The organism is Streptomyces sp. Ag109_G2-15 (assembly GCF_900215565.1).
In the GTDB taxonomy this organism is placed as follows: Bacteria; Actinomycetota; Actinomycetes; order Streptomycetales; family Streptomycetaceae; genus Streptomyces; species Streptomyces diastatochromogenes.
The window spans coordinates 5,209,882-5,231,609 of record NZ_OCNI01000001.1 but is presented as its reverse complement, the minus strand read 5'-3'; the positions used below and the strand labels follow the sequence as shown (position 1 = coordinate 5,231,609).

Here is a 21,728-nt window from a genome sequence, read left to right as displayed (position 1 = left end):
GTGGATCGACTGACGACTGCCAAGTGCCCGCGATCCACGAGGTCGTTGTGCCCGCCTTCACAGGCATTGACCATATTTTCTGCTGTGGTCCGACTTCTTGGCGACGTTACCCGAGCCTGGGGCGGACTCCGAGTACCGCAGTGCCGACGCGCACATGTGTCGCCCCGGCTGCCACGGCCTGTTCGAGGTCCGCACTCATCCCTGCCGACACCATGGTTGCAGCCGGATGAGCTCGGCGCAGGTCAGTCGACAAATCCATGAGGCGCTCGAATGCCGCCTGTTCGCGTCCCGCGTACTCTCCGGTGAGCGGAGCGACGGTCATCAGCCCGTCGAGCCGCAGCCCGGGTGACCCGGCCACGAGGTCGGCCAACTCTTCGATTCCGCCGGGCGCTACGCCACCGCGCTCGCCCCGCAGGCTCTCGCCGGCGTCGAGCGCGACCTGGATGAGACACCCCACCTCGCGCTCCGCCCGCACGGCCTCGGTCGACAGCGCCGTGACGAGTCGCGCGCGGTCCACGGACTGCACGACATCGGCATAACCGACCACAGAACGTACCTTGTTGGTCTGCAACTGACCGACAAAATGCCACTTAAGGGGCAGATCTGTGCAGGCTGCGGCCTTCGGTGCCGCATCCTGGTCGCGGTTCTCGGCAACATGAATCACACCGAGTTCCGACAAAATCCGCACATCGCTCGCCGGATAGGTCTTGGTGACCACGATCAGGGTCACCTCTTCCCGCCCCCGCCCGGCCGCCGCACAGGCGGCGGCGATGCGCTGCTCCACTTTCGCCAGATTTCCGGCGAGTTCGGTCTTACGGTCCGTCATGCCCCATCAGTCCAGCCAGACATAGCCCGCGAGCCGCCCGGTGGTGCGGTCACGGCGGTACGAGAAGTGATCGCCCGACTCCAGCGTGCACACCGGCGATTGCGCCCGGTCGCACACCCCGAGCCGGTCGAGCTGCGCGTGCACTCCGGCGCTCACGTCGACCGCGGGCGTGCCCCAGCTCGTTTCGGCGTGCGCCGCCGGCTCGACGGCGGCCACTTCGGCGCGCATCTGCTCCGGTACCTCGTAGCACCGGCCGCAGACGGCCGGTCCGGTGCGGGCGACGATCCGGCCCGGTTCGGCACCGAGTTCGGTCATGGCCCGTACGGCGGCGGGGACGATCCCCTTGACCATGCCGGGCCGCCCGGCGTGGGCCGCGGCCACGACCCCGGCGACGGGGTCGGCCAGCAGCACCGGCACGCAGTCGGCGGTGAGGACGGCGAGAGCCAGTCCGCGGCGGGCGGTGACGATCGCGTCGACCTCAGGTACAGGCCTCCCCCACTCTCGGCTTCGCTCGAGCGGGGGGACCCCCATACCCCAGGGCGCGTCCACGACGGCCACGTCGGCGCCGTGCACCTGGTTCATCCAGACGACCCGACCGGCGTCCAGCCCGAGGGACTTCGCCGCCAGCTCCCGGTTCTCCCGTACCGCCGCGGCGTCGTCCCCGACGGCCCCGCCGAGGTTGAGCTCCTCATACGGAGCGGCGCTCACCCCGCCCCACCGGTCGGTGAAGGCGAAGTGCGCGCCGCTCACGCTCTCGCGCTGTCCTATCACTTCAGGAAGTCCGGGACGTCCAGTTCCTCTGCCGCGCTGTCCGAGTAGCTCCGCGAGGACGGGACCGGCGGGGCGGCCGGGATGTCGGCCACCGGCTCGGGCGCCGGCTCCGGCTCCTCCTTCGGGGTCACGCTGCCGAGCGAGCCGAAGGACGGGCGGCTCTCCGGCTGGCGTGCCGGAGCGGGCTCGTCGCGGCGGGGCGTGGAGGAGGCGGAGGCCGAGCCGAGGATGTTGTCCCGGCGGGCCGGCGGCTGGCCGCCGTCGAAGCCGGCCGCGATCACGGTGACCCGCACCTCGTCGCCGAGGGCGTCGTCGATGACCGCGCCGAAGATGATGTTGGCCTCGGGGTGGGCGGCCTCGCTGACCAGCTGGGCCGCCTCGTTGATCTCGAACAGGCCGAGGTCGGAGCCGCCGGAGATGGAGAGCAGGACACCCCGGGCGCCGTCGATGGACGCCTCCAGGAGCGGCGAGGAGATCGCCATCTCGGCGGCGGCCACCGCGCGGTCGTCGCCGCGGGCCGAGCCGATGCCCATGAGGGCCGAACCGGCCTCGGACATGACCGACTTGACGTCGGCGAAGTCGAGGTTGATCAGACCGGGGGTGGTGATGAGGTCGGTGATGCCCTGGACACCGGAGAGCAGGACCTGGTCGGCCGACTTGAAGGCGTCGAGCACCGAGACCTGGCGGTCCGAGATGGACAGCAGCCGGTCGTTCGGGATGACGATGAGGGTGTCCACCTCTTCGCGCAGTTCGGCGATGCCGTCCTCGGCCTGGTTGGCGCGGCGCCGCCCCTCGAAGGTGAACGGGCGCGTGACCACGCCGATGGTGAGGGCGCCGAGGGAGCGCGCGATGTTGGCCACGACGGGCGCGCCGCCGGTGCCGGTGCCGCCGCCTTCACCGGCCGTCACGAAGACCATGTCGGCCCCCTTGAGGACCTCCTCGATCTCCTCGCGGTGGTCCTCGGCGGCCTTGCGGCCGACGGCCGGGTTGGCGCCGGCTCCAAGTCCGCGGGTGAGTTCACGGCCGACGTCGAGCTTGACGTCGGCGTCGCTCATCAACAGCGCCTGCGCGTCCGTGTTGATGGCGATGAACTCGACGCCCTTGAGACCGACCTCGATCATCCGGTTGATGGCATTGACACCACCGCCGCCGACACCGATGACCTTGATGACTGCGAGGTAGTTCTGCGGTGCTGCCACGTCGAAGGCCTCTCGCCTCGAATTACGTTGTCGCCTCCGGGCGGTTCCCCGCACCGGGACGACGGATGCCGAATGGGACGGTCCGAACGCCGACCCGAACCCTAACCCTGAAGTTTAGGGTTACCAGTGTGTCTGTTCCCTGGAGTCTTCTGAACAGGACACTAAGTCGACAAGTGGCGCCCGTTCAACGAACACGCCGAACCTCCCGTTTTTCTTTTCACCCTATGTGATCAGCCGTAGCAGTGCCCAACCAGGGTGCTGGCCTGCACTGATATGCGTCAACTCCCCGATGACGCAGGGGCGGTGGGGACGCTGACATCGAAGTGCCGCGCACCGGGAGCTGCTTTCATGAGAGCCGTGAGGGCCCGTGCCTTGACGCGGCCGCTCTCCCCGCTGCCCCACGCCACCGTGCGGCCGTCGCCCAACTCCAGCGAGATGTCGTCGTAGGAACGGACTTGGACGGTCCGGGTGTCCCGCGCGACCGCGGCCGGCAGATCGCCGGCGACCTGGACCGCCTCGCGCACCAGCCGGTCGGTGCCGAAACGCCGGAAGCTCGCGGAACCGGAACCCGACCGGGATGCGGACAATTCCAGCGTCGGAACGCCTTTCGGTGCCTGCGAAACCGTAGCGAAACGGACACCTTCATCGTCGACTTCGACGAAGTTCCCGGCTTTTCGGACAAGCAGCACGGGGGTGCGCTCGACCACTTTCAGGCCGATTCCATGGGGCCAGGAACGGACGACATCAACGGTGTCAATTCGGGGCAATTTCCGGCGAAGTCGGGCTTCGATGGCGTCCGTGTCGACGGAAATCATCGGATCCCCGACCGGCACGGAGGCGACCTCGCGCACGTCGGCGGGGGTCAGTACGCGGGTGCCCGTGACCGAGACCTGCTGCACACGCAGCCACGAGGAGCCGTACAACACCCAAGCGGAACCCGCCCCGAGGAGCACCAGGGCGACAGCCAGGATGACGATCGTACGAAGGCGGGGTCTGCTCAACCGCCGCGCGGGCGGCGGGCCGGACGACTCCTGCTGGCGTTCACCGCGCTCGGCGGTCGTCGGTCCGGCCACGCTCACTGCCCTTTCGTCATACGGTCCTATCGGCGCGAGGCGATCGCCTCGTACACCATGCCGACGAGCAGCTCGTCGGCGTCCCGGCGGCCGAACTCGCTTGCCGCGCGGGACATCTCGTACAGCCGGTGCGGGTCGGCGAGCACGGGCAGGACGTTCTGCTGGACCCACTCGGGCGTGAGTTCCGCGTCGTCGACCAGGAGGCCGCCGCCGGCCTTGACCACCGGCTGGGCGTTCAGCCGCTGTTCGCCGTTGCCGATGGGCAGCGGGACGTAGGCGGCCGGGAGTCCGACGGCGGAGAGTTCGGCGACGGTCATCGCGCCCGCGCGGCAGAGCATCATGTCCGCCGCGGCGTACGCGAGGTCCATCCGGTCCAGGTAACTTACCGGGATGTAGGGGGGCATTCCCGGCATCTGCTGCACCTGCGGCAGTTCGTTCTTCGGGCCGACCGCGTGCAGGATCTGGATACCGGCCTGCTGCAGCCAGGGGGCGACCTGCTGGACGACCTCGTTGAGGCGCCGGGCGCCCTGCGAGCCGCCGGTGACGAGCAGCGTCGGCAGGTTCGGGTCGAGCCCGAACATCGCGCGGGCCTCGGGGCGGGCGGCGGCGCGGTCCAGGGTGGCGATGGAGCGGCGCAGCGGGATGCCGATGTAGCGGGCGTCGCGCAGCTTGCTGTCCGGGGTGGAGACGGCGACCCGGGCCGCGTACCGCGAGCCGATCTTGTTGGCCAGGCCCGGCCGCGCGTTGGCCTCGTGGATCACGATGGGCACGCCGAGGCGCTTGGCGGCCAGGTAGCCGGGCAGGGCGACGTACCCGCCGAAGCCGACCACACAGTCGGCCTTGGTGCGCTCCAGGATCTGCTCGGCGGCCTTGATCGTGCCGCGCAGCCGGCCCGGGACCGTGATCAGCTCGGGCGTGGGCTTGCGGGGCAGCGGCACCGCGGGGATCAGCGCCAGCTCGTAGCCGCGCTCCGGGACGAGCCGGGTCTCAAGTCCGCGTTCCGTGCCCAGGGCCGTGATCCCCACGGTCGGATCCTGCCTGCGCAGGGCGTCCGCGAGGGCGAGCGCGGGCTCGATGTGGCCGGCGGTCCCCCCACCAGCGAGTACGACATGCACCGAAATTCACCGCTCTCCGGACGAACGCGCCGCTGAGGCACGCCGTCGCATCGTGTTCCATCTCCGAGGCCCCCGATCCATACTGGCGCCTCCAGCCCGCTTTCTACCAAAGCGAGGCTGCCGCATCGCAAGCGCCGCCCGCGCAGCGGGGTCGTCGCGTGCGAAGGCGATCAGCAGCCCGATGGCGAACATGGTCGGCAGCAGGGCGGACCCTCCGTAGGAGAACAGCGGGAGGGGGACGCCGGCGATCGGCAGCAGGCCGAGCACCGCACCGATGTTGATCACCGCCTGGGCGATGATCCAGGTGGTCACGCCTCCCGCGGCGTACCTCACGAAGGGGTCCTCCGTGCGTCCGGCCACGCGGATACCCGCATAGCCTAGAGCCGCGAACAGGGCGAGCACCGACAGCGTCCCCGCCAGGCCCAGTTCCTCACCGGTGACGGCGAAGATGAAGTCGGTGTGCGCTTCCGGCAGTTGGCCCCATTTTTCCACACTCGCACCGAGACCGGATCCGAAGAGTCCGCCGGAGGCGAGGGCGTAGATCCCGTGCACGGCCTGCCAGCAGTCGGCGACGCCCGACCTCGGCTCGGTGGCGCCGATGCAGGCAAGCCGGGCCATCCGGTTGGGGCTGGTCTTGATGAGGACGACACCGATCAGACCGGCGATCGAGAGCACCCCGGCGAACAGCCGGGTCGGTGCCCCCGCGAGCCACAGCAGGCCGAACAGGATCGCCGTGAGGATGATCGCGGTGCCCATGTCGCCGCCGAGCATGATCAGGCCCAGCAGCAGGAAGGCGACCGGCACCAGCGGCACCAGCATGTGCTTCCACTGGGTCAGCAGCTTCTTCTCCTGCTTGCGGGCGATCAGGTCCGCGCCCCACAGCACCAGGGCGAGCTTGCCGAACTCGCTGGGCTGGATCTGGAAGGAGCCGCCCAGGGAGATCCAGTTCTGGTTGCCGTTGACCGCCATTCCTATCCCCGGCACCTGCACCAGGGCCATCAGGAAGACGGCACCGGCGAGGATCGGGTAGGCCAGCGCCCGGTGCAGCTTCACCGGCATGCGGGAGGCGGCGAGCAGCAGTCCGCCGCCGATCGCGGCGGCCAGGAACTGCTTGCGGAAGAAGTACGACCCCGGCAGCGACAGCTGCAGCGCGGTGATCTGGGAGGCCGAGTAGACCATCACCAGGCCCAGCACGGTGATCAGCAGGCTGCCACCGAGGATCAGGTAGTAGGCGGTCAGCGGGCGGTCCCAGGCCTTGTGCGCGCGCGTGTAGAGCCGCAGGAAGGGGTTCTCGCCCGGCGGCCGGGGTGCCGCGGGCCTTTTGGCGGCGCGCTGAACCGGAGGACGGCCTGTACGGCTACTGGACATCACCAGCTCCTCGCACCCGCCGACCAAACCCGAGCCACATCCGCCTCACGCGTCCCTCCAAGGGTCCCGAAGCACCCCAGGTGGCCGAGACCCGCCGTCAGGCGCCCGCGCCGAGTTCGCGGACCGCCGCCGCGAACGCGTCACCGCGCTGGTTGTAGTTGGTGAACATGTCCATGGAGGCGCAGGCCGGGGCCAGCAGCACCGTGTCGCCGGGCTGAGCGAGCCGCTTCGCCTCCGTCACCGCCTGGAGCATCGCCCCAGTGTCGGTCCGTTCGAGGTCGACGACGGGTACTTCCGGGGCGTGTCGCGCGAGGGCCTCGCGGATCAGGGCGCGATCGGCGCCGATGAGCACGGCACCGCGAAGTCGCTTTGCCGACTTGGCGACCAGCTCGTCGAAGGTCGCCCCCTTCGCCAGACCGCCCGCAATCCATACGATCGGTTCATATGCCGCCAACGAGGCTTCCGCGGCATGGGTGTTGGTCGCCTTGGAGTCGTCCACGTACGCCACCCCGTCGAGGTCGGCGACGTGCGCGATGCGGTGGGCGTCCGGCCGGAAGGCCCGCAAGCCGTCGCGTACGGCCTTGGCGGGCACCCCGAAAGCACGCGCGAGGCCCGCGGCGGCAAGGGCGTTGGCGATGTTGTGCGGGGCCGGCGGGTTGACGTCGGAGACCTCGGCCAGCTCCTGCGCGTTCTTGTGGCGGTCCTCCACGAAGGCGCGGTCGATCAGGATGCCGTCCACGACGCCGAGTTGGGAGGGAGCCGGGGCACCGAGGGTGAAGCCGATGGCGCGGCAGCCCTCCTCCACGTCCGCCTCGCGCACAAGGTCCTCGGTGAGCTTGTCGGCCACGTTGTAGACGCAGGCGACCCGATTGCCCTCGTAGATACGGCCCTTGTCGGCGGCGTAGGCCTCCATGGAGCCGTGCCAGTCGAGGTGGTCCGGGGCGAGGTTCAGGACGACCGCGGAGTGGGCGCGCAGGGAGGGCGCCCAGTGGAGCTGGTAGCTGGACAGCTCGACGGCCAGGACGTCGTACTGCTCCTCGCCGAGGACCGCGTCCAGCAGGGAGACGCCGATGTTGCCGACGGCGGCGGTGCGCAGGCCCGCGGCCTGCAGGATCGACGCCAGCATCTGGACGGTGGTGGTCTTGCCGTTGGTGCCGGTCACGGCCAGCCAGGGGGCCGCGTCGGGGCCCCGCAGGCGCCAGGCCAGCTCCACGTCACCCCAGACGGACACGCCCGCCTTCTCGGCCGCGAGGAACAGCGGCTTGTCCGGCTTCCAGCCGGGCGCGGTGACGATCAGCTCGGTGCCTTCCGGCAGGGTCGCCCCGTCGCCGAGGCGCACGGTGATGCCGAGCGCCTCCAGCTCCGCGGCCTGCTCACGCGCGCGTGCGTCGTCACCGTCGTTGACGACCGTGACGATCGCCCCGCGCGCGTGCAGCACTTTCGCCGCCGGGACGCCGGAGACGCCGAGCCCGGCGACCGTGACGTGCTTGCCCTGGAAGTCAGAAGGCACCGAGGAGGTCACTTGTCCGCTGCCCATCCTGCGTAGAAGAGGCCAAGTCCGACAATCACACAGATTCCCTGGATGATCCAGAAGCGGACCACCACCAGGACTTCGGACCAGCCCTTGAGTTCGAAGTGGTGCTGGAGTGGCGCCATCCGGAAGACGCGCCTGCCGGTGAGCCGGAAGGAGCCGACCTGGATGACGACCGACATGGTGATGAGGACGAACAGGCCGCCCATGATGGCCACCAGCAGCTCCGTGCGGGAGAGGATGGCCAGGCCCGTCAGGACACCGCCGAGGGCGAGCGAACCGGTGTCGCCCATGAAGATCTTCGCCGGCGAGGTGTTCCACCACAGGAAGCCCAGGCAGGCGCCCATCAGGGCGGAGGCGATCACGGCGAGGTCGAGCGGGTCGCGCACCTCGTAGCAGGCGGCCGGGTTGGTCAGGGTGCCCGCGTTGGCGCAGGACTCCTGGAACTGCCAGACGCCGATGAACGTGTAGGCGCCGAAGACGAGGACGGAAGCGCCGGTGGCGAGGCCGTCCAGACCATCGGTGAGGTTCACGCCGTTGGACATCGCGAGGATCATGAACAGCGCCCAGACGACGAACAGCACCGGGCCGATCGACCAGCCGAAGTCCGTGATGAACGACAGCTTGGTGGAGGCCGGGGTGTTGCCCCGGGCGTCGGAGAACATCAGCGACAGCACCGCGAAGGAGATGCCGACGATCAGCTGGCCGGCCATCTTCGCCTTGGCCCGCAGCCCCAGCGACCGCCGCTTGACGATCTTGATGTAGTCGTCGAGGAAGCCGACCAGACCCATGCCGAACATCAGGCCGAGGACCAGCAGTCCGGAGTAGGTCGGGGCGTAGCCGGTGATGAGCTTGCTCAGGAAGTACGCGGCGATCGTCGCCAGGATGAAGGCGATACCACCCATGGTGGGCGTACCGCGCTTGCTGGCGTGCTCGCGCGGGCCGTCGTCGCGGATGTACTGGCCGTACCCCTTGCGGGCCAGCAGCTTGATCAGCAGCGGGGTCCCGATCAGGGTCAGGAAGAGGCCGATGACTCCCGAGAACAGGATCTGCTTCATCATCGGGCGGCAACCTCACCCTCGGCACCGGTCTCGACGAGCGCCTGGGCGACGCTTTCGAGCCCCACCGAACGGGACGCCTTCACGAGTACGACGTCCCCTGGGCGCAACTCGCTGCGCAACAGGTCGACCGCCGCCTGTGCGTCGGACACGTGCACCGACTCCTCACCCCACGAACCCTCGTTATATGCGCCCAGTTGCAGCCAGGAGGCTTCGATCCCCCCGACCGCGACGAGCTTGCTGACGTTGAGCCGGACGGCGAGCCGTCCGACGGCGTCGTGCTCGGCGAGCGCCTCGTCCCCCAGCTCGGCCATCTTGCCGAGCACCGCCCACGTGCGGCGCCCCTTGCCCATGGCCGCGAGCGCCCTGAGGGCGGCCCGCATGGACTCGGGGTTGGCGTTGTAGGCGTCGTTGACGATGGTCACGCCGTCCGGGCGCTCGGTGACCTCCATCCGCCAGCGGGAGAGGGAGCCCGCCTCGGAGAGCGCGGTGGCGATCTCTTCCGCGGACAGGCCCAGCTCATGGGCGACGGCGGCCGCGGCGAGCGCGTTCGACACGTGGTGCTCACCGTACAGGCGCATGGTCACATCGCTTGCACCGGAGGGTGTGTGAAGTCTGAAGGCGGGCTGTCCGCTGTCCGTGAGTCGCACGTTCTCGGCGCGTACGTCCGCTTCGGCCGACTCTCCGAAAAGGACCACCTTCGCCTTGGTACGGGAGGCCATGGCACGTACCAACGGGTCGTCGGCGTTGAGGATCGCCGCGCCGTCCTCGGGCAGCGCCTCCACCAGCTCGCCCTTGGCCCGGGCGATCTGCTCGCGGCCGCCGAACTCGCCGATGTGGGCGGTGCCGACGTTGAGCACCAGGCCGATCCTCGGCGGGGTCAGGTCGGTGAGGTAGCGGATGTGCCCGATGCCGCGGGCGCCCATCTCCAGCACGAGGAACCTCGTCTCCTCGGTGGCGGACAGGGCGGTCAGCGGCAGCCCGATCTCGTTGTTGAGCGAGCCGGGCGTGAACACGGTCGGCGCCTTGCTCCGGAGCACCTGGGCGATGAGGTCCTTGGTGCTGGTCTTGCCGGCGGAGCCGGTCAGGGCGACGAGGGTCGCGCCGAGCCGTCGTACGACATGGCGGGCGAGGGCGCCGAGGGCGGTCTGGACGTCCTCGACGACGATCGCGGGCACGCCGACGGGACGCGACGCCAGTACGGCGACCGCGCCCGCCTCCACGACGGCCTGCGCGAAGTCATGGCCGTCCACGCGCTCACCGGCGAACGCGGCGAACAGGGTGCCGGGCACCACCTCGCGGGAGTCCCGGACGACCGGTCCGGTGACCTGGACGGACGGATCCGGTATGTCGTGCGTCTGCCCGCCGACGACTGCTGCGATCTCGGCGAGGGAGAGGGCGATCACAAGTTCATCCCTGGGTCTTCTGGATAGCTTCGCGAAGCACCTGGCGGTCGTCGAAGGGACGGACCACGCCGGCGATGTCCTGGCCCTGCTCGTGGCCCTTGCCCGCGACCAGCACGGTGTCGCCGGGCTGTGCGCGGCCCACGGCGGCCTCGATCGCGGCGGCCCGGTCCTCGAACAGGAGCACCTCGCCGCGCTCGTGCGCGGGCACGGAGGCCGCGCCCTGGAGCATGGTCGCGAGGATCGCGAGGGGGTCCTCGGAGCGGGGGTTGTCGGAGGTCAGTACGGCCGTGTCGGCGAGCCGGGCCGCGGCGGCGCCCATCGGGGCGCGCTTGGTCTGGTCGCGGTCGCCGCCGCAGCCGAGGACGACGTGCAGGCGGCCCTTGGTGACCTTGCGCAGCGCCTTGAGCACCGACTCGACGGCGTCGGTCTTGTGGGCGTAGTCGACGACCGCGAGGTAGGGCTGCCCGGCGTCCACCCGCTCCAGGCGGCCGGGGACGCCCGGTACGGCGGCGATGCCGTCGGCGGCGACCTGCGGGTCGAGGCCGGCCGCGGCGAGGGCGACGACGGCGGCGAGGGTGTTCGCCACGTTGAAGGGGCCCGGCAGCGGCGACTTGGCGTGGATGCGCTCGCCCTCGGGGCCGACGACGGTGAACGTCGAGTCCATGGGGCCGACCTGGACGTCCTCGGCGCGCCAGTCGGCGTCGGGGTGGCCCTCGGCGGAGAAGGTGACGACCGGGACGGTCGCCTCCTTCGCGAGCCGGCGGCCGTACTCGTCGTCGGCGTTGATCACGCCGAGTCTGCTGCGCTTCGGCGTGAACAGCTGTGCTTTGGCCCGGAAGTAGTCCTCCATGTCGGAGTGGAACTCCATGTGCTCCGGGCTGAGGTTGTTGAACACGGCGATGTCGAAGACGCAGCCGTCGACCCGGCCGAGGACGAGGGCGTGGCTGGAGACCTCCATGGCGACCGCCTCGACACCGCGTTCGCGCATGACGGCGAACAGGGCCTGCAGGTCGGTGGCTTCGGGGGTGGTGCGCTCGGACTTGATGCGCTCCTCACCGATGCGCATCTCCACGGTGCCGATGAGGCCGGTGTCGCGGGTGGTCTTCAGACCGCCCTCGACCAGATAGGCGGTGGTGGTCTTGCCGGAGGTGCCGGTGATGCCGATCTGGAGCAGGCCGCGGCCGGGGTGGCCGTAGATCGTCGCCGCCAGTTCGCCCATCCGCGCGCGCGGGTCGTCCACGACCAGGACCGGCAGTCCGGTCGCCGCTGCGCGCTCGGCGCCCGTCGGGTCGGTCAGCACGGCGACCGCGCCGAGGCCTGCGGCCTGGGTGACGAAGTCGGCGCCGTGCAGGCGGGCACCCGGGAGGGCGGCGTACAGGTCGCCGGGGCGGACGGCGCGCGAGTCGTGGGTGATCCCCGTGATCTCGGCGGCGGCGTCCGGAGCGGCGGCACCCAGCTGATCGGCCAGTTCCGCGAGGGGTGTGGCGGAGACCTGAACCGGTCGCGGCGGTCCCGAATATGTCACGGAAGCGCCCTTCTGGGTGGTTTGGGACTGATCAGCGTGTGGCACGGCGGTGAGCGTACCGGGCGCACCCGCTCCGGAGCGAAGTGAGGGCTCTGCGGCGCCTTGGTTCCCGGAATCGGGGGTGATCGTTCTCACGGGCTCGTTCCTGGTGGTCTTCCGGTGGTGCGGGGTGGGGCTGATCAGGGCTTGTAGTCGACGGGCAGGTTCGCGGCCCTCGCCCCGGTCGGCGGGACCTGGAGGGTCTTCAGGGCGAACTCCATCACCTGCTTGTAGATGGGTCCGCAGATCTGGCCGCCGAAGTAGTTGCCGGACGTGGCGTTCTGGATCGCGCAGTAGACGGTGATCCGCGGGTTGTCCGCGGGTGCGAATCCGGCGAACGACGAGGTGTAGCCGCGGTAGCGGCCGGTGGCCGGATCCACGCGGTTGGCCGTGCCGGTCTTGCCCGCGACCCGGTATCCGGGGATGCGGGCCTTGACGCCGGTGCCCTGCTCGTCGTCCACGACGGACTCCAGCATCTGGGCGAGGGATCTGGCCGTCTTCTCGCTGACCACGCGGGTCTTCCGGGGCTTCGAAGCGGGGGTGAAGCGCCCGTCGGCGCCCTCGGTGCCGCGCACCAGGGTCGGCTCGACGCGGACACCGCCGTTGGCGATCGTCGAGTACACGGAGGCGGCCTGCATGGCGCTCAGGGAGAAGCCCTGGCCGAAAGGAATCGTGTACTGCTGCGACGTCGACCACTTGTCGGCGGGCGCGAGGATGCCCCTGGTCTCGCCGGGGAAGCCGAGCCCGGTGGGGCCGCCGATGCCGAACTTGCGCAGGTACGAGTAGAGGACCTTGTTGGCCTCCGGCTGGGTCTTGCCGAGCTGGCCGGCGGCGAGGATGGTGCCGATGTTGCTGGACTTGGCGAGCACGCCGTTGAGCGTGAGGTACCAGGTCTTGTGGTCGATGTCGTCCTGGAAGAGGCGGTCGCCGCGGTGCAGCCGGTTCGGTACGACGACGTGGGTGAGCGGGGTGGCCGCGTTCTGCTCCAGCACCGCCGCCATCGACATCACCTTGGCGGTGGAGCCGGGCTCGTAGGCGTCCTGGACGGCCGCGTTGCCCATGGCCGACCCGTCGGCCTTCGACAGGTCGTTCGGGTCGAAGCCGGGCGAGTTGGCCATGGCCAGGATCTCGCCGGTGCGGGTGTCCTGGACGATGACGTAGCCGCGGTCCGCCTTGGACTTCTTCACCTGCTCGGTGATGGCGTTCTGGGCGGCCCACTGGATGTCGCGGTCGATGGTCAGCTCGACGTCGCTGCCGGGCACGGCGGGCGTCTCCGTCGAGCCCGCGGTGGGCACCTCACGGCCGCCGGACTGGGCGTAGCGGATCTTGCCGGCCTTGCCGGACAGCTGATTGTTCAGCTCCTGCTCGATGCCGCCGCCGCCCTTGCCCTCGGCGTTGACCCAGCCCAGTATCCCGGCGGCGAGGTCGCCGTTGGGGTACACGCGCTGGCTGCTGGGGTCGGCGAAGACTCCGGCGAGCACGTTGGCCGTGTTGTTGTCGGTGTCGGCCTTCTTGGCGAGTGCGCTCTTCAGATCCTTGATCTGCTTCCAGACCTGTGGGGTCTGCCGGGTGGCGAGCCGGGTGTAGCGCGACAGCTTGTTCGCGGGCCTGAGCTTCCTGACGATGGTGGCCTGGTCCTGGCCGAGGATCGGCGCGAGCAGCGCGGCGGCCTGTTCGGGTCCGTCGTCGATCTTGAGCTGCTTGACGGTGAACATCGTCGGGTCGGCCGTGATGTCGTACGCGTCCTCGCTGATGGCGAGGGCCACGCCGTTGCGGTCGGTGATCTGGCCGCGCTCGGCGGCCAGGGTGTGCACGACGTACCGGTTCTGTTCGGCCTTGGCCGCGTACGCGCTGGCGTCGACGGCCTGGACCTGGAGCAGCCGTACGACGAAGGTGAGCAGCACCAGGGTGAGCGCGAGGGCGACCATGCGCAGCCGGGGGCGGGGGCTGCCGAGCCGGAGGGCGGGCGGGGGCATGGGCCGGGCCCCGCTCGGCCGCCGGGCCGGACGGGCGCCGGGCCCGGGCTGCCGCCGTACGGCGCCCCGCGGCCGGGGCGGCTTCGCGGGGCCGGGCACGCGGCGGCGCGGCGGTTCCCTGTCGGACACTTCCGTCACCTGCCGGGGGTCGGTGTGGGCGCGGGCTGGAGGATGGTGGGCGGTGGCGGCACCGCCCCTTCCGGTGCGGCCGCCGGGGCCGAGGGGAGGGGGGTGGCGGGCGGCTGTGTCGGCGCGACCGAAGGGGAGGAGACCGAGGGGCTCGCGGGGGACACGGAAGGACCAGGGGCCGGAATCATGGTCTCCGGGGCGACCGGCTGGGTGAACGAGGCGGGCTCGGGGCTGGCCGCGTTCGGTACGCCCTTGACGGTGCCGTCGGAACCGAGGAAGGCCGGGTCACCGCCGGGGACCATGCCGAGTGCGCGGGCACGGCGCTGGAGCGCGTCGGGGGACGAGTAGGCGTCGATGTCCCGTTGCAGGGCCTGTTCCTCGTCGGTGAGGCTCTTCGTCTGCTTCTGCAGGTCGTCGAGTTTGAACGAGCCTTCGCTGAGCGCGGAGTTGAGCACCAGCAGCCCGATGAGGCCGCCACCGAGCAGCAGGACGACGAGGAGCACGAACGGGGTGCGGCCCGCGCGGGCACGGCCGGCCGGAATGAGCCGGACGAGCCGGGCGGCCCTCCCCCTCAGTTCGGGTTTCCTACTCACTGGGCCTCCGGTGGCTCCGGCACACCGACGGGTGAGTCCGGAAACCCAACCGACCCGATTCGCTCACTCGGCGTCCTCCCTGATGCGCTCGGCACCCCGCAGCCGGGCCGGGGCGGCCCTGCGGTTCTCGGCGACCTCTTCCTCGGTGGGAAGTTCGGCACCGCGCGTGAGCAGCTTGAGCCGCGGCTGGTAGCGCTCGGGCACGACCGGCAGTCCCGGCGGCGCGGTGGACGCTGCGCCGGCCGCGAACACCTGCTTCACCAGCCGGTCCTCCAGCGAGTGGTACGACAGCACGGCGATGCGCCCGCCGACGTCGAGGGCCTTCACCGCGGCCGGGATCGCCCGCTCCAGGACGGACAGCTCGCCGTTGACCTCGATGCGCAGCGCCTGGAAGGTGCGCTTGGCCGGGTTGCCTCCGGTGCGCTTGGCGGCCTGCGGCAGCGCGTCCCGGATCAGCTCGACGAGCCGGGCGCTGTTGCTGAACGGCTCCTTCTCGCGTTCCCGGACGATCGCGGAGACGATCCGCTTGGCCTGCTTCTCCTCGCCGTAGGCGCGCAGGATCCGCACCAGCTCGCCCGCCGGATAGGTGTTGAGGACCTCGGCGGCACTGATGCCGGTCGTCTGGTCCATGCGCATGTCGAGGGGGGCGTCCTGGGCGTAGGCGAAGCCGCGGTCGGCCTCGTCCAGCTGCATGGAGGAGACGCCGAGGTCGAACAGGACACCCTGCACGCGCGGGATGCGGAGCCGCCGCAGTACGTCGGGCAGCTCGTCGTAGACCGCGTGCACCAGGGTGGCCCGCTCGCCGAAGGACGCGAGCCGCTCGCCGGACAGGCGCAGCGCCTCCTTGTCCCGGTCGAGGGCGACGAGCCGCGCCTCGGGGAACCGCGTCAGCAGTGCCTCGCTGTGGCCGCCGAGGCCGAGGGTGCAGTCGACGACCACCGCTCCCGGCCGCTCCAGGGCGGGCGCCAGCAGATCCAGGCACCGCTGGAGCATCACCGGGACGTGTCGACTCTGGCTCAAGGGGGCCTCTCAGTTCCGGCGGGCGTCGCACGCACCGCCGGGTCCCCGCCCGCTCCGTGAAGGGGAGGCCTGCCGGCGCCGGAAGCGTCAGCCGACCGGGAGCGGGAGGAGGCCGAGCCGTACGTACGCGCCGCGCACGTGGGGAGACGGTCCGGGTGTGTGCCGGGGTCTCCGGGGGGTTTCACCAGCAGGGAGAGCCGCCCCTCCCGCTTCGCGTCACTTTAGTCCACCGTGTCTCGCGGTCAATCAACCGGCCTGCGCGTCGCGTACCGCGCCTCGGACGGAGTGGCAATTCGAAAAGATTCACCCATCCGGCCTACGTTTGCCCTCCGTGTGGGTTAGCTCACAACAAGCCACGATGACGTTCTTTGTCCGCTCTCACAGCAGGCCTGGACCGAGGGTGACCAGTAACGTCGTGACTATGACGACTTCCGCAGCAGTTCCCACTGGATCCGAAGGCGCCATAACCAGCAGCGGCACCGTGACGGACCGCCTGGTGGAGGCGAACGAGCACTACGCTTCTGCCTTCACCGACCCCGGTATGGACGCCCGGCCCGTCCTGCACGTGGCCGTGGTGGCCTGTATGGACGCCCGACTCGACCTGCACGCCGCGCTCGGCCTGGAGCTCGGCGACTGCCACACCATCCGCAACGCGGGCGGCGTGGTGACCGACGACGTGATCCGCTCCCTGACCATCAGCCAGCGCAAGCTCGGCACCCGCAGCATCGTCCTGATCCACCACACCGGCTGCGGTCTGGAGGCCCTCACCGAGGACTTCCGCACCGAGCTGGAGATGGAGGTCGGCCAGCGTCCGGCGTGGGCGGTGGAGTCCTTCCGGGACGTCGACCAGGACGTGCGCCAGTCCATGCAGCGGGTGCGCACCTCGCCGTTCCTGCTGCACACCGACGACGTGCGCGGCTTCGTCTTCGACGTGCGCACCGGTCTGCTGCGCGAGGTCGACCCGGCCTGAACCCGGCCCGACCGGGGCCGCCGGCCCGCCCCGAACACCCCCGTCCTGCCCACCCGGCACCCCGCCCTGCGAAAACATTCCGCCGCACGGCATCGAAAACGGTGGTCGAAAAGGCCGTAAGACCGACATCGTGCGGGCAGTTGTCCACAGGCGAGTGACACGAATCGGTAACGGCAGCAAGAATGCGGGGTGTGGGCGTCGCGTGGAACCTTTTCCGCGCGGTGTCCGTGTTTTCGGGGTGGGCCGGTTTCGCATCGCAGAGCGTCGGCCCGAGTAAGAACGGGCCGAGGAGGGCCGGGTGACGACCTATGACGATCGAGCGAGCCTCACTGATCTGACCGCCACTGTGGAGCGTGTCCGCAGTTCGGTGGAGGGTGTGATCGAGGGCAAGCCCGAGGTCGTACGGCTTTCGCTGACCGTACTGCTCGCCGAGGGACACCTGTTGATCGAGGATGTCCCCGGAGTGGGCAAGACCATGCTCGCCAAGGCACTGGCGCGGTCCATCGACTGCACGGTGCGGCGTATCCAGTTCACGCCCGACCTGCTGCCCTCGGACATCACCGGGGTGTCCATCTGGGACCAGCAGCGCCGGGACTTCGAGTTCAAGCCGGGCGCCATCTTCGCGCAGATCGTGATCGGCGACGAGATCAACCGCGCCTCGCCCAAGACCCAGTCGGCGCTGCTGGAGTCCATGGAGGAGCGGCAGGTCACCATCGACGGGCAGACCTATGAACTGCCCAGCCCCTTCATGGTGGTGGCCACGCAGAACCCGGTGGAGATGGAGGGCACCTATCCGCTGCCCGAGGCCCAGCGCGACCGCTTCATGGCGCGGGTCTCCGTCGGCTACCCGAGCGTCGAGGCCGAGCTGCAGATGCTCGACATCCACGGCGGCGTGAGCCCGCTGGAGGACCTCCAGCCGGTGGCGCACGCGCACGAGATCGTGAAGCTGATCGAGGCGGTGCGCGGGGTGCACGTCTCCGAGGCGGTGCGGCGGTACGCGGTCGAGCTGGTCGCGGCCACCCGTACGCACCCCGACCTCAGACTCGGCGCCTCCCCGCGCGCGACGCTGCATCTGCTGCGCGCGGCCAAGGCGTCCGCCGCCCTCAGCGGCCGGGAGTACGCACTGCCGGACGACGTCCAGGCGCTCGCCGTCGCCGTCCTCGCCCACCGGCTGCTGCCCACCGCGCAGGCGCAGCTCAACCGGCGTACGGCCGAGCAGGTGGTGTTGGAGATCCTGCAGCACACCCCGGTGCCGGCGGCGCAGCAGCAGAGCGGCTTCGGCGGTCTGGGCCGGGGTGTGCCGGCCTATCCGCAGCAGCCCCCGCGGAGTCTGTGATGAGCGCCGGGGGGACGGGGCAGGCGGAGCCCGATCGCGGGGAGGCGGGCGGGGTCCGCACGGCTCTGGCGGGGCTGACCACCCGTGGCCGTTCCTTCCTGGCCGCCGGGATCGCGGCCGCGATCTGCGCGTATGTGCTGGGCCAGAGCGATCTGCTGCGGGTCGGCCTGCTGCTGGCCGTGCTGCCCCTGCTCTGCGCGACCGTGCTCTACCGCACGCGCTACCGGGTGGCCGGCAGCCGCCGGCTCTCCCCGCGCGCGTGCCCGCCGGCAGCGAGGCCCGGGTGCACCTGCGGGTGGACAACGTCTCCCGGCTGCCCACCGGCCTGCTGATGCTCCAGGACCGGGTGCCCTACGTCCTCGGGCCCCGGCCCCGTTTCGTGCTGGACCGGGTGGAGCCGGGCGGCCGCCGCGAGGTGTCCTACCGGGTCCGCTCGGACCTGCGCGGCCGCTATCCGCTGGGCCCGCTGCAGCTGCGGCTGACCGACCCGTTCGGGATGTGCGAACTCACCCGCTCCTTCTCGACCTACGACACGCTGACCGTCATCCCGCGCGTGGAGCCGCTGGCGCCGGTCCGGCTCAGCGGCGAGGCCAAGGGGTACGGCGACGGGCGGCAGCGCTCGCTGGCCCTCGCGGGCGAGGACGACGTGATCCCGCGCGGGTACCGCTACGGCGACGACCTGCGCCGCGTGCACTGGCGCTCCACCGCGCGCTACGGCGAGCTGATGGTGCGCCGCGAGGAGCAGCCGCGCCGCTCCCGCTGCACGGTCCTGCTGGACACCCGGGGCATCGGCTACGAGGGCGCGGGCCCCGACTCGGCCTTCGAGTGGGCCGTCTCGGGCACCGCGTCGACGCTGGTGCACATGCTCGAACGGGGCTTCTCGGTACGCCTGCTGACCGACAACGGCAGTTCGGTCCCCGGCGAGGGCGCCGACGGGTTCGCGGGCACCGGCCAGGACAGCGCGGACGCGGCCGGACTGATGATGGACACCCTCGCGGTGATCGACCACTCCGACGGCACGGGCCTGTCCCGGGCGTACGACCTGCTGCGCGGCGGGAACGAGGGGCTGCTGATCGCCTTCCTGGGCGATCTCGACGAGGAGCAGGCCGCGGTGGTCGCGAAGATGCGCCAACGCAGCGGCGGTGCGGTCGCGTTCGTGCTGGACCCGGACACCTGGGTGCGGGAGACGGCGGACGTGCCCGGCCCGGGCGCCCGGCACGAGGAGCGGCTGCGCATGCTGCGCGAGGCGGGCTGGACGGCGCTGAGCGTGCCGCGCGGCGCCTCGCTGAACGATCTGTGGCGGCAGGCGGACCGGGAACGCTCGGGCCTGACCGCCGTGAGCGGGGAGGCACTGTGATGAGCGGGCGGGCACGACTGGCCCTGTGCGCCGCAGCGGCCACGCTGATGGCCGCGTGCGCCCTGCTGCCCCTGGTCGACCAGCCCACGTGGCTGTTCCAGACGGTGCTGCTGGTCGCCGTGCAGACCGGGGTGGGCGCGGCGGCCCGGAGGGTGCCGCTGGCCCGGCCGCTGACCGTGGCGGCGCAGGTCCTGGTCACGCTGATGCTGCTGACCCTGGTCTTCGCCCGGCAGCAGGCGTTCGTCGGGCTCGTCCCGGGCCCGGACGCCTTCCGGCACTTCGGTGACCTGCTCCAGCAGGGCTCGGACGACGTCAGCCGGTACGCGATACCGGCACCGCTGACCGACGGCATCAAGCTGATGCTGATCGGCGGTGTCCTGGTGATCGGCCTGCTGGTGGACACCCTCGCGGTGACCTTCCGCAGCGCGGCCCCGGCCGGGCTGCCGCTGCTCGCGCTGTACTCGGTGGCCGCTGGGCTGTCCGACGGCGGCACCGACTGGCTGTGGTTCCTGGTCGCGGCGGCCGGCTATCTGATGCTGCTGCTCGCCGAGGGCCGGGACCGGCTGGCTCAGTGGGGCCGGGTCTTCGGCGGCGCGCCCCGCACCCCGGGCGACCCGGACGGCGGCGCGGTGGCCCCGGTGCGCACCGGACGCCGGATCGGCGCGGTCGCCCTCGGTGTCGCCCTGGTGGTGCCGGCCGCCCTGCCCGCGATGCAGGGCGGCCTGCTGGACGGCGCCGGAGCGGGCGTCGGCGCGGGCAACGGGAACGGCGGCACGATCTCCGCGGTCAACCCCCTGGTGTCGCTGCGCGACAGCCTGAACGTGGAGAACGACCGCCAGGTGCTGTCCCTGAAGACCAGCGCGGCCGACCTCTCGGACATGTACCTGCGGATCGTCTCGCTGGACGACTTCGACGGCACCACCTGGAAGCCGTCCCAGCGGCACATCGTCGGTGTGCCGGACGTCTTCCCCACGCCCGTCGGCCTGGGCACGGGCATCAAGCGCTCCACCGTGAGGACGACGGTCACGGCGGCGGACTGGTACGCGCAGGACTGGCTGCCGATGCCGTACCCGCCGAGCGGGGTGCGGATCAGCGGGAACTGGCGGTACGAGCCCGTCGGCATGACGCTCGTCGGAGACCACGGGCAGAACACACGCGGCGAGACCTACCAGGTGAACAGCCTGGACGTGCAGCCGACAGCGGACCAGCTGGCCGCGGCCGCCCAGCCGCCGGCCGCGCTGAAGCGTGAGTACACCAAGGTGCCGTCCAAGCTGCCCAAGGTGGTGGCCCGGACGGCCAAGGAGATCACCGCGGGCTCGGCGAGCCACTACGAGGAGGCGGTCAAGCTCCAGGACTACTTCGCCGTGTCCGGCGGCTTCCAGTACGACACCCAGGTGGAGGTCGGCCGCGGCCCGGACGCGATCGCGACGTTCCTGAAGAAGAAGCAGGGCTTCTGCGTCCACTTCTCCTTCGCGATGGCGGCGATGGCCCGCACGCTGGGCATCCCGGCCCGGGTCGCGGTGGGCTTCGCGCCCGGGACCCCGCAGGCGGACGGCTCGGTGTCGGTGACCCTGAAGGACGCGCACGCCTGGCCCGAGCTGTACTTCGAGGGCGTCGGCTGGACCCGCTTCGAGCCGACCCCGACCCGGGGCACCGTGCCGTCGTACACCCAGTCGAACACGCCCGGTTCCTCCCAGCCGGACGAGGCCCTGCCGTCCCGCGGGTCGTCGACGGCGCCCTCCGCGTCGGCTTCGCCGAGCGAGAGCTGCACGTCCCAGCTGCGCAAGCTTCAGGCGTGCGACAGCCCGTCCGCCGCGGTGGCGCAGCACGGCGGTGGCGGCGGTTCGTGGCGCTGGCTGTGGTACGTGCTGATCGGGCTCGGTGGCCTGGTGGTCCTGGCGATCCCGCTGGCGCCGATGCTGTGGCGGGCGCGGGTGCGGTCCGTACGGCTCGGGGCGCACGCGCGGACCGAGGAGGGTGCGGCGGCCCACACGCTGGCGGCCTGGCAGGAGCTGACCGACAGCGCCTGGGACGTGGGCATCCTGCCGGACGAGTCGCAGACGCCGCGCAAGGCCGCCGCCAGGATCGTGCGGCTGGGGCATCTCGACCCGGCGGCCGGGGCCTCCGTGCACCGGGTGGCGGACGCGCTGGAGCAGGTGCTGTACGCGCCCCGGCCGCGCCCGGTGGCGGGCCTGGCCGAGGACGTGCGCCGGGTGGTCGCCGCCCTGAACGGCAGCGTGAACAGGTGGACGCGGCTGCGGGCGCGGTTCGCGCCGCGGTCGGCCGTGCAGGTGCTGTGGGCGGTGTCGGGCCGGTGGGCGGCGCTCAGGGCGCGTGCGGTGGCGGCCCGGCCGACGCTGCGCAGGCCTTCGGGGCAGCAGGGCTGAGTCCGGAGAACGCGTGAGGGGTGACCACCGGCTGGTGGTCACCCCTCAA

At 71.1% G+C, this 21,728-nt stretch carries 16 protein-coding genes and 1 pseudogene; 4 read left to right on the top strand and 13 right to left on the bottom strand.

Going from position 1 to position 21,728, the window contains the following annotated elements:
• Positions 1 to 106: 106 nt before the first annotated feature.
• The 13 genes from CRP49_RS23480 to rsmH all read right to left on the bottom strand — a co-directional run bounded on the left by CRP49_RS23480 (position 107) and on the right by rsmH (position 15,629).
• Positions 107 to 826 (bottom strand): YggS family pyridoxal phosphate-dependent enzyme, encoded by a 720-nt coding sequence (locus CRP49_RS23480; RefSeq protein WP_097255172.1) that lies wholly within the window; start codon positions 824 to 826, stop codon positions 107 to 109.
• 6 nt (positions 827 to 832) lie between these two features.
• On the bottom strand, positions 833 to 1,597 hold the full coding sequence (gene pgeF / locus CRP49_RS23475; protein ID WP_097255171.1) for a peptidoglycan editing factor PgeF: 765 nt from the start codon (positions 1,595 to 1,597) through the stop codon (positions 833 to 835).
• Positions 1,594 to 2,796, bottom strand: a complete 1,203-nt coding sequence (gene ftsZ / locus CRP49_RS23470; protein ID WP_097255170.1) for a cell division protein FtsZ — start codon at positions 2,794 to 2,796, stop codon at positions 1,594 to 1,596. The genes pgeF and ftsZ overlap by 4 nt, the downstream gene beginning before the upstream one ends.
• 278 nt (positions 2,797 to 3,074) lie before the next feature.
• The gene (locus tag CRP49_RS23465; protein ID WP_097257500.1) at positions 3,075 to 3,869 is read right to left on the bottom strand and encodes a cell division protein FtsQ/DivIB; all 795 of its coding nucleotides are present in this window, start codon (positions 3,867 to 3,869) and stop codon (positions 3,075 to 3,077) included.
• 26 nt (positions 3,870 to 3,895) lie between these two features.
• Entirely contained in the window at positions 3,896 to 4,984 is a 1,089-nt protein-coding gene (murG, locus tag CRP49_RS23460; protein ID WP_097255169.1) for an undecaprenyldiphospho-muramoylpentapeptide beta-N-acetylglucosaminyltransferase, read from the bottom strand.
• A 6-nt stretch (positions 4,985 to 4,990) separates the two neighbouring features.
• A complete protein-coding gene (gene ftsW, locus CRP49_RS23455; protein WP_097255168.1) occupies positions 4,991 to 6,352 on the bottom strand; it encodes a putative lipid II flippase FtsW in 1,362 nt (453 codons plus the stop codon).
• 97 nt (positions 6,353 to 6,449) lie between these two features.
• Positions 6,450 to 7,889, bottom strand: a complete 1,440-nt coding sequence (gene murD, locus CRP49_RS23450) for a UDP-N-acetylmuramoyl-L-alanine--D-glutamate ligase (protein ID WP_257033470.1) — start codon at positions 7,887 to 7,889, stop codon at positions 6,450 to 6,452.
• On the bottom strand, positions 7,871 to 8,941 hold the full coding sequence (mraY, locus tag CRP49_RS23445; protein WP_094220306.1) for a phospho-N-acetylmuramoyl-pentapeptide-transferase: 1,071 nt from the start codon (positions 8,939 to 8,941) through the stop codon (positions 7,871 to 7,873). Before mraY ends, murD begins: the two co-directional genes overlap by 19 nt.
• Positions 8,941 to 10,347: a UDP-N-acetylmuramoyl-tripeptide--D-alanyl-D-alanine ligase gene (murF, locus tag CRP49_RS23440; protein ID WP_097255166.1), complete on the bottom strand. Its 1,407-nt coding sequence runs from the start codon at positions 10,345 to 10,347 to the stop codon at positions 8,941 to 8,943. The genes mraY and murF overlap by 1 nt, the downstream gene beginning before the upstream one ends.
• 4 nt (positions 10,348 to 10,351) lie before the next feature.
• Entirely contained in the window at positions 10,352 to 12,007 is a 1,656-nt protein-coding gene (locus CRP49_RS23435) for a UDP-N-acetylmuramoyl-L-alanyl-D-glutamate--2,6-diaminopimelate ligase (RefSeq protein ID WP_373560362.1), read from the bottom strand.
• A 44-nt stretch (positions 12,008 to 12,051) separates the two neighbouring features.
• Positions 12,052 to 14,016: a penicillin-binding protein 2 gene (locus CRP49_RS23430; RefSeq protein WP_306459747.1), complete on the bottom strand. Its 1,965-nt coding sequence runs from the start codon at positions 14,014 to 14,016 to the stop codon at positions 12,052 to 12,054.
• A gap of 5 nt (positions 14,017 to 14,021) precedes the next feature.
• Positions 14,022 to 14,609: a septum formation initiator family protein gene (locus tag CRP49_RS23425; protein ID WP_097255163.1), complete on the bottom strand. Its 588-nt coding sequence runs from the start codon at positions 14,607 to 14,609 to the stop codon at positions 14,022 to 14,024.
• Positions 14,610 to 14,672: 63 nt separating this feature from the next.
• Entirely contained in the window at positions 14,673 to 15,629 is a 957-nt protein-coding gene (rsmH, locus tag CRP49_RS23420; RefSeq protein WP_097255162.1) for a 16S rRNA (cytosine(1402)-N(4))-methyltransferase RsmH, read from the bottom strand.
• Positions 15,630 to 15,987: 358 nt separating this feature from the next.
• Here rsmH and CRP49_RS23415 point away from each other — a divergent pair, with 358 nt between their 5' ends.
• From CRP49_RS23415 to CRP49_RS23400, 4 genes and pseudogenes are all read left to right on the top strand, one after another.
• A complete protein-coding gene (locus tag CRP49_RS23415; protein WP_097255161.1) occupies positions 15,988 to 16,599 on the top strand; it encodes a carbonic anhydrase in 612 nt (203 codons plus the stop codon).
• 298 nt (positions 16,600 to 16,897) lie between these two features.
• Positions 16,898 to 17,935: a MoxR family ATPase gene (locus CRP49_RS23410; RefSeq protein ID WP_097255160.1), complete on the top strand. Its 1,038-nt coding sequence runs from the start codon at positions 16,898 to 16,900 to the stop codon at positions 17,933 to 17,935.
• Positions 17,935 to 19,292 (top strand): annotated as a pseudogene (locus CRP49_RS23405) (DUF58 domain-containing protein). Before CRP49_RS23410 ends, CRP49_RS23405 begins: the two are co-directional and overlap by 1 nt.
• Complete coding sequence (locus CRP49_RS23400; protein ID WP_097255159.1) at positions 19,292 to 21,679, top strand: DUF3488 and transglutaminase-like domain-containing protein; 2,388 nt, start codon at positions 19,292 to 19,294, stop codon at positions 21,677 to 21,679. The pseudogene CRP49_RS23405 and the gene CRP49_RS23400 overlap by 1 nt, the downstream one beginning before the upstream one ends.
• Positions 21,680 to 21,728 lie beyond the last annotated feature (49 nt).

Bases quoted from the DNA above. Each gene is read 5' to 3' on its own strand.
- murD (WP_257033470.1), bottom strand. From the start codon at position 7,889: ATGGGCAGCGGACAAGTGACCTCCTCGGTGCCTTCTGACTTCCAGGGC.
- CRP49_RS23480 (WP_097255172.1), bottom strand. From the start codon at position 826: ATGACGGACCGTAAGACCGAACTCGCCGGAAATCTGGCGAAAGTGGAG.
- CRP49_RS23415 (WP_097255161.1), top strand. From the start codon at position 15,988: ATGACGTTCTTTGTCCGCTCTCACAGCAGGCCTGGACCGAGGGTGACC.
- ftsW (WP_097255168.1), bottom strand. From the start codon at position 6,352: ATGTCCAGTAGCCGTACAGGCCGTCCTCCGGTTCAGCGCGCCGCCAAA.
- CRP49_RS23400 (WP_097255159.1), top strand. From the start codon at position 19,292: ATGAGCGGGCGGGCACGACTGGCCCTGTGCGCCGCAGCGGCCACGCTG.
- mraY (WP_094220306.1), bottom strand. From the start codon at position 8,941: ATGAAGCAGATCCTGTTCTCGGGAGTCATCGGCCTCTTCCTGACCCTG.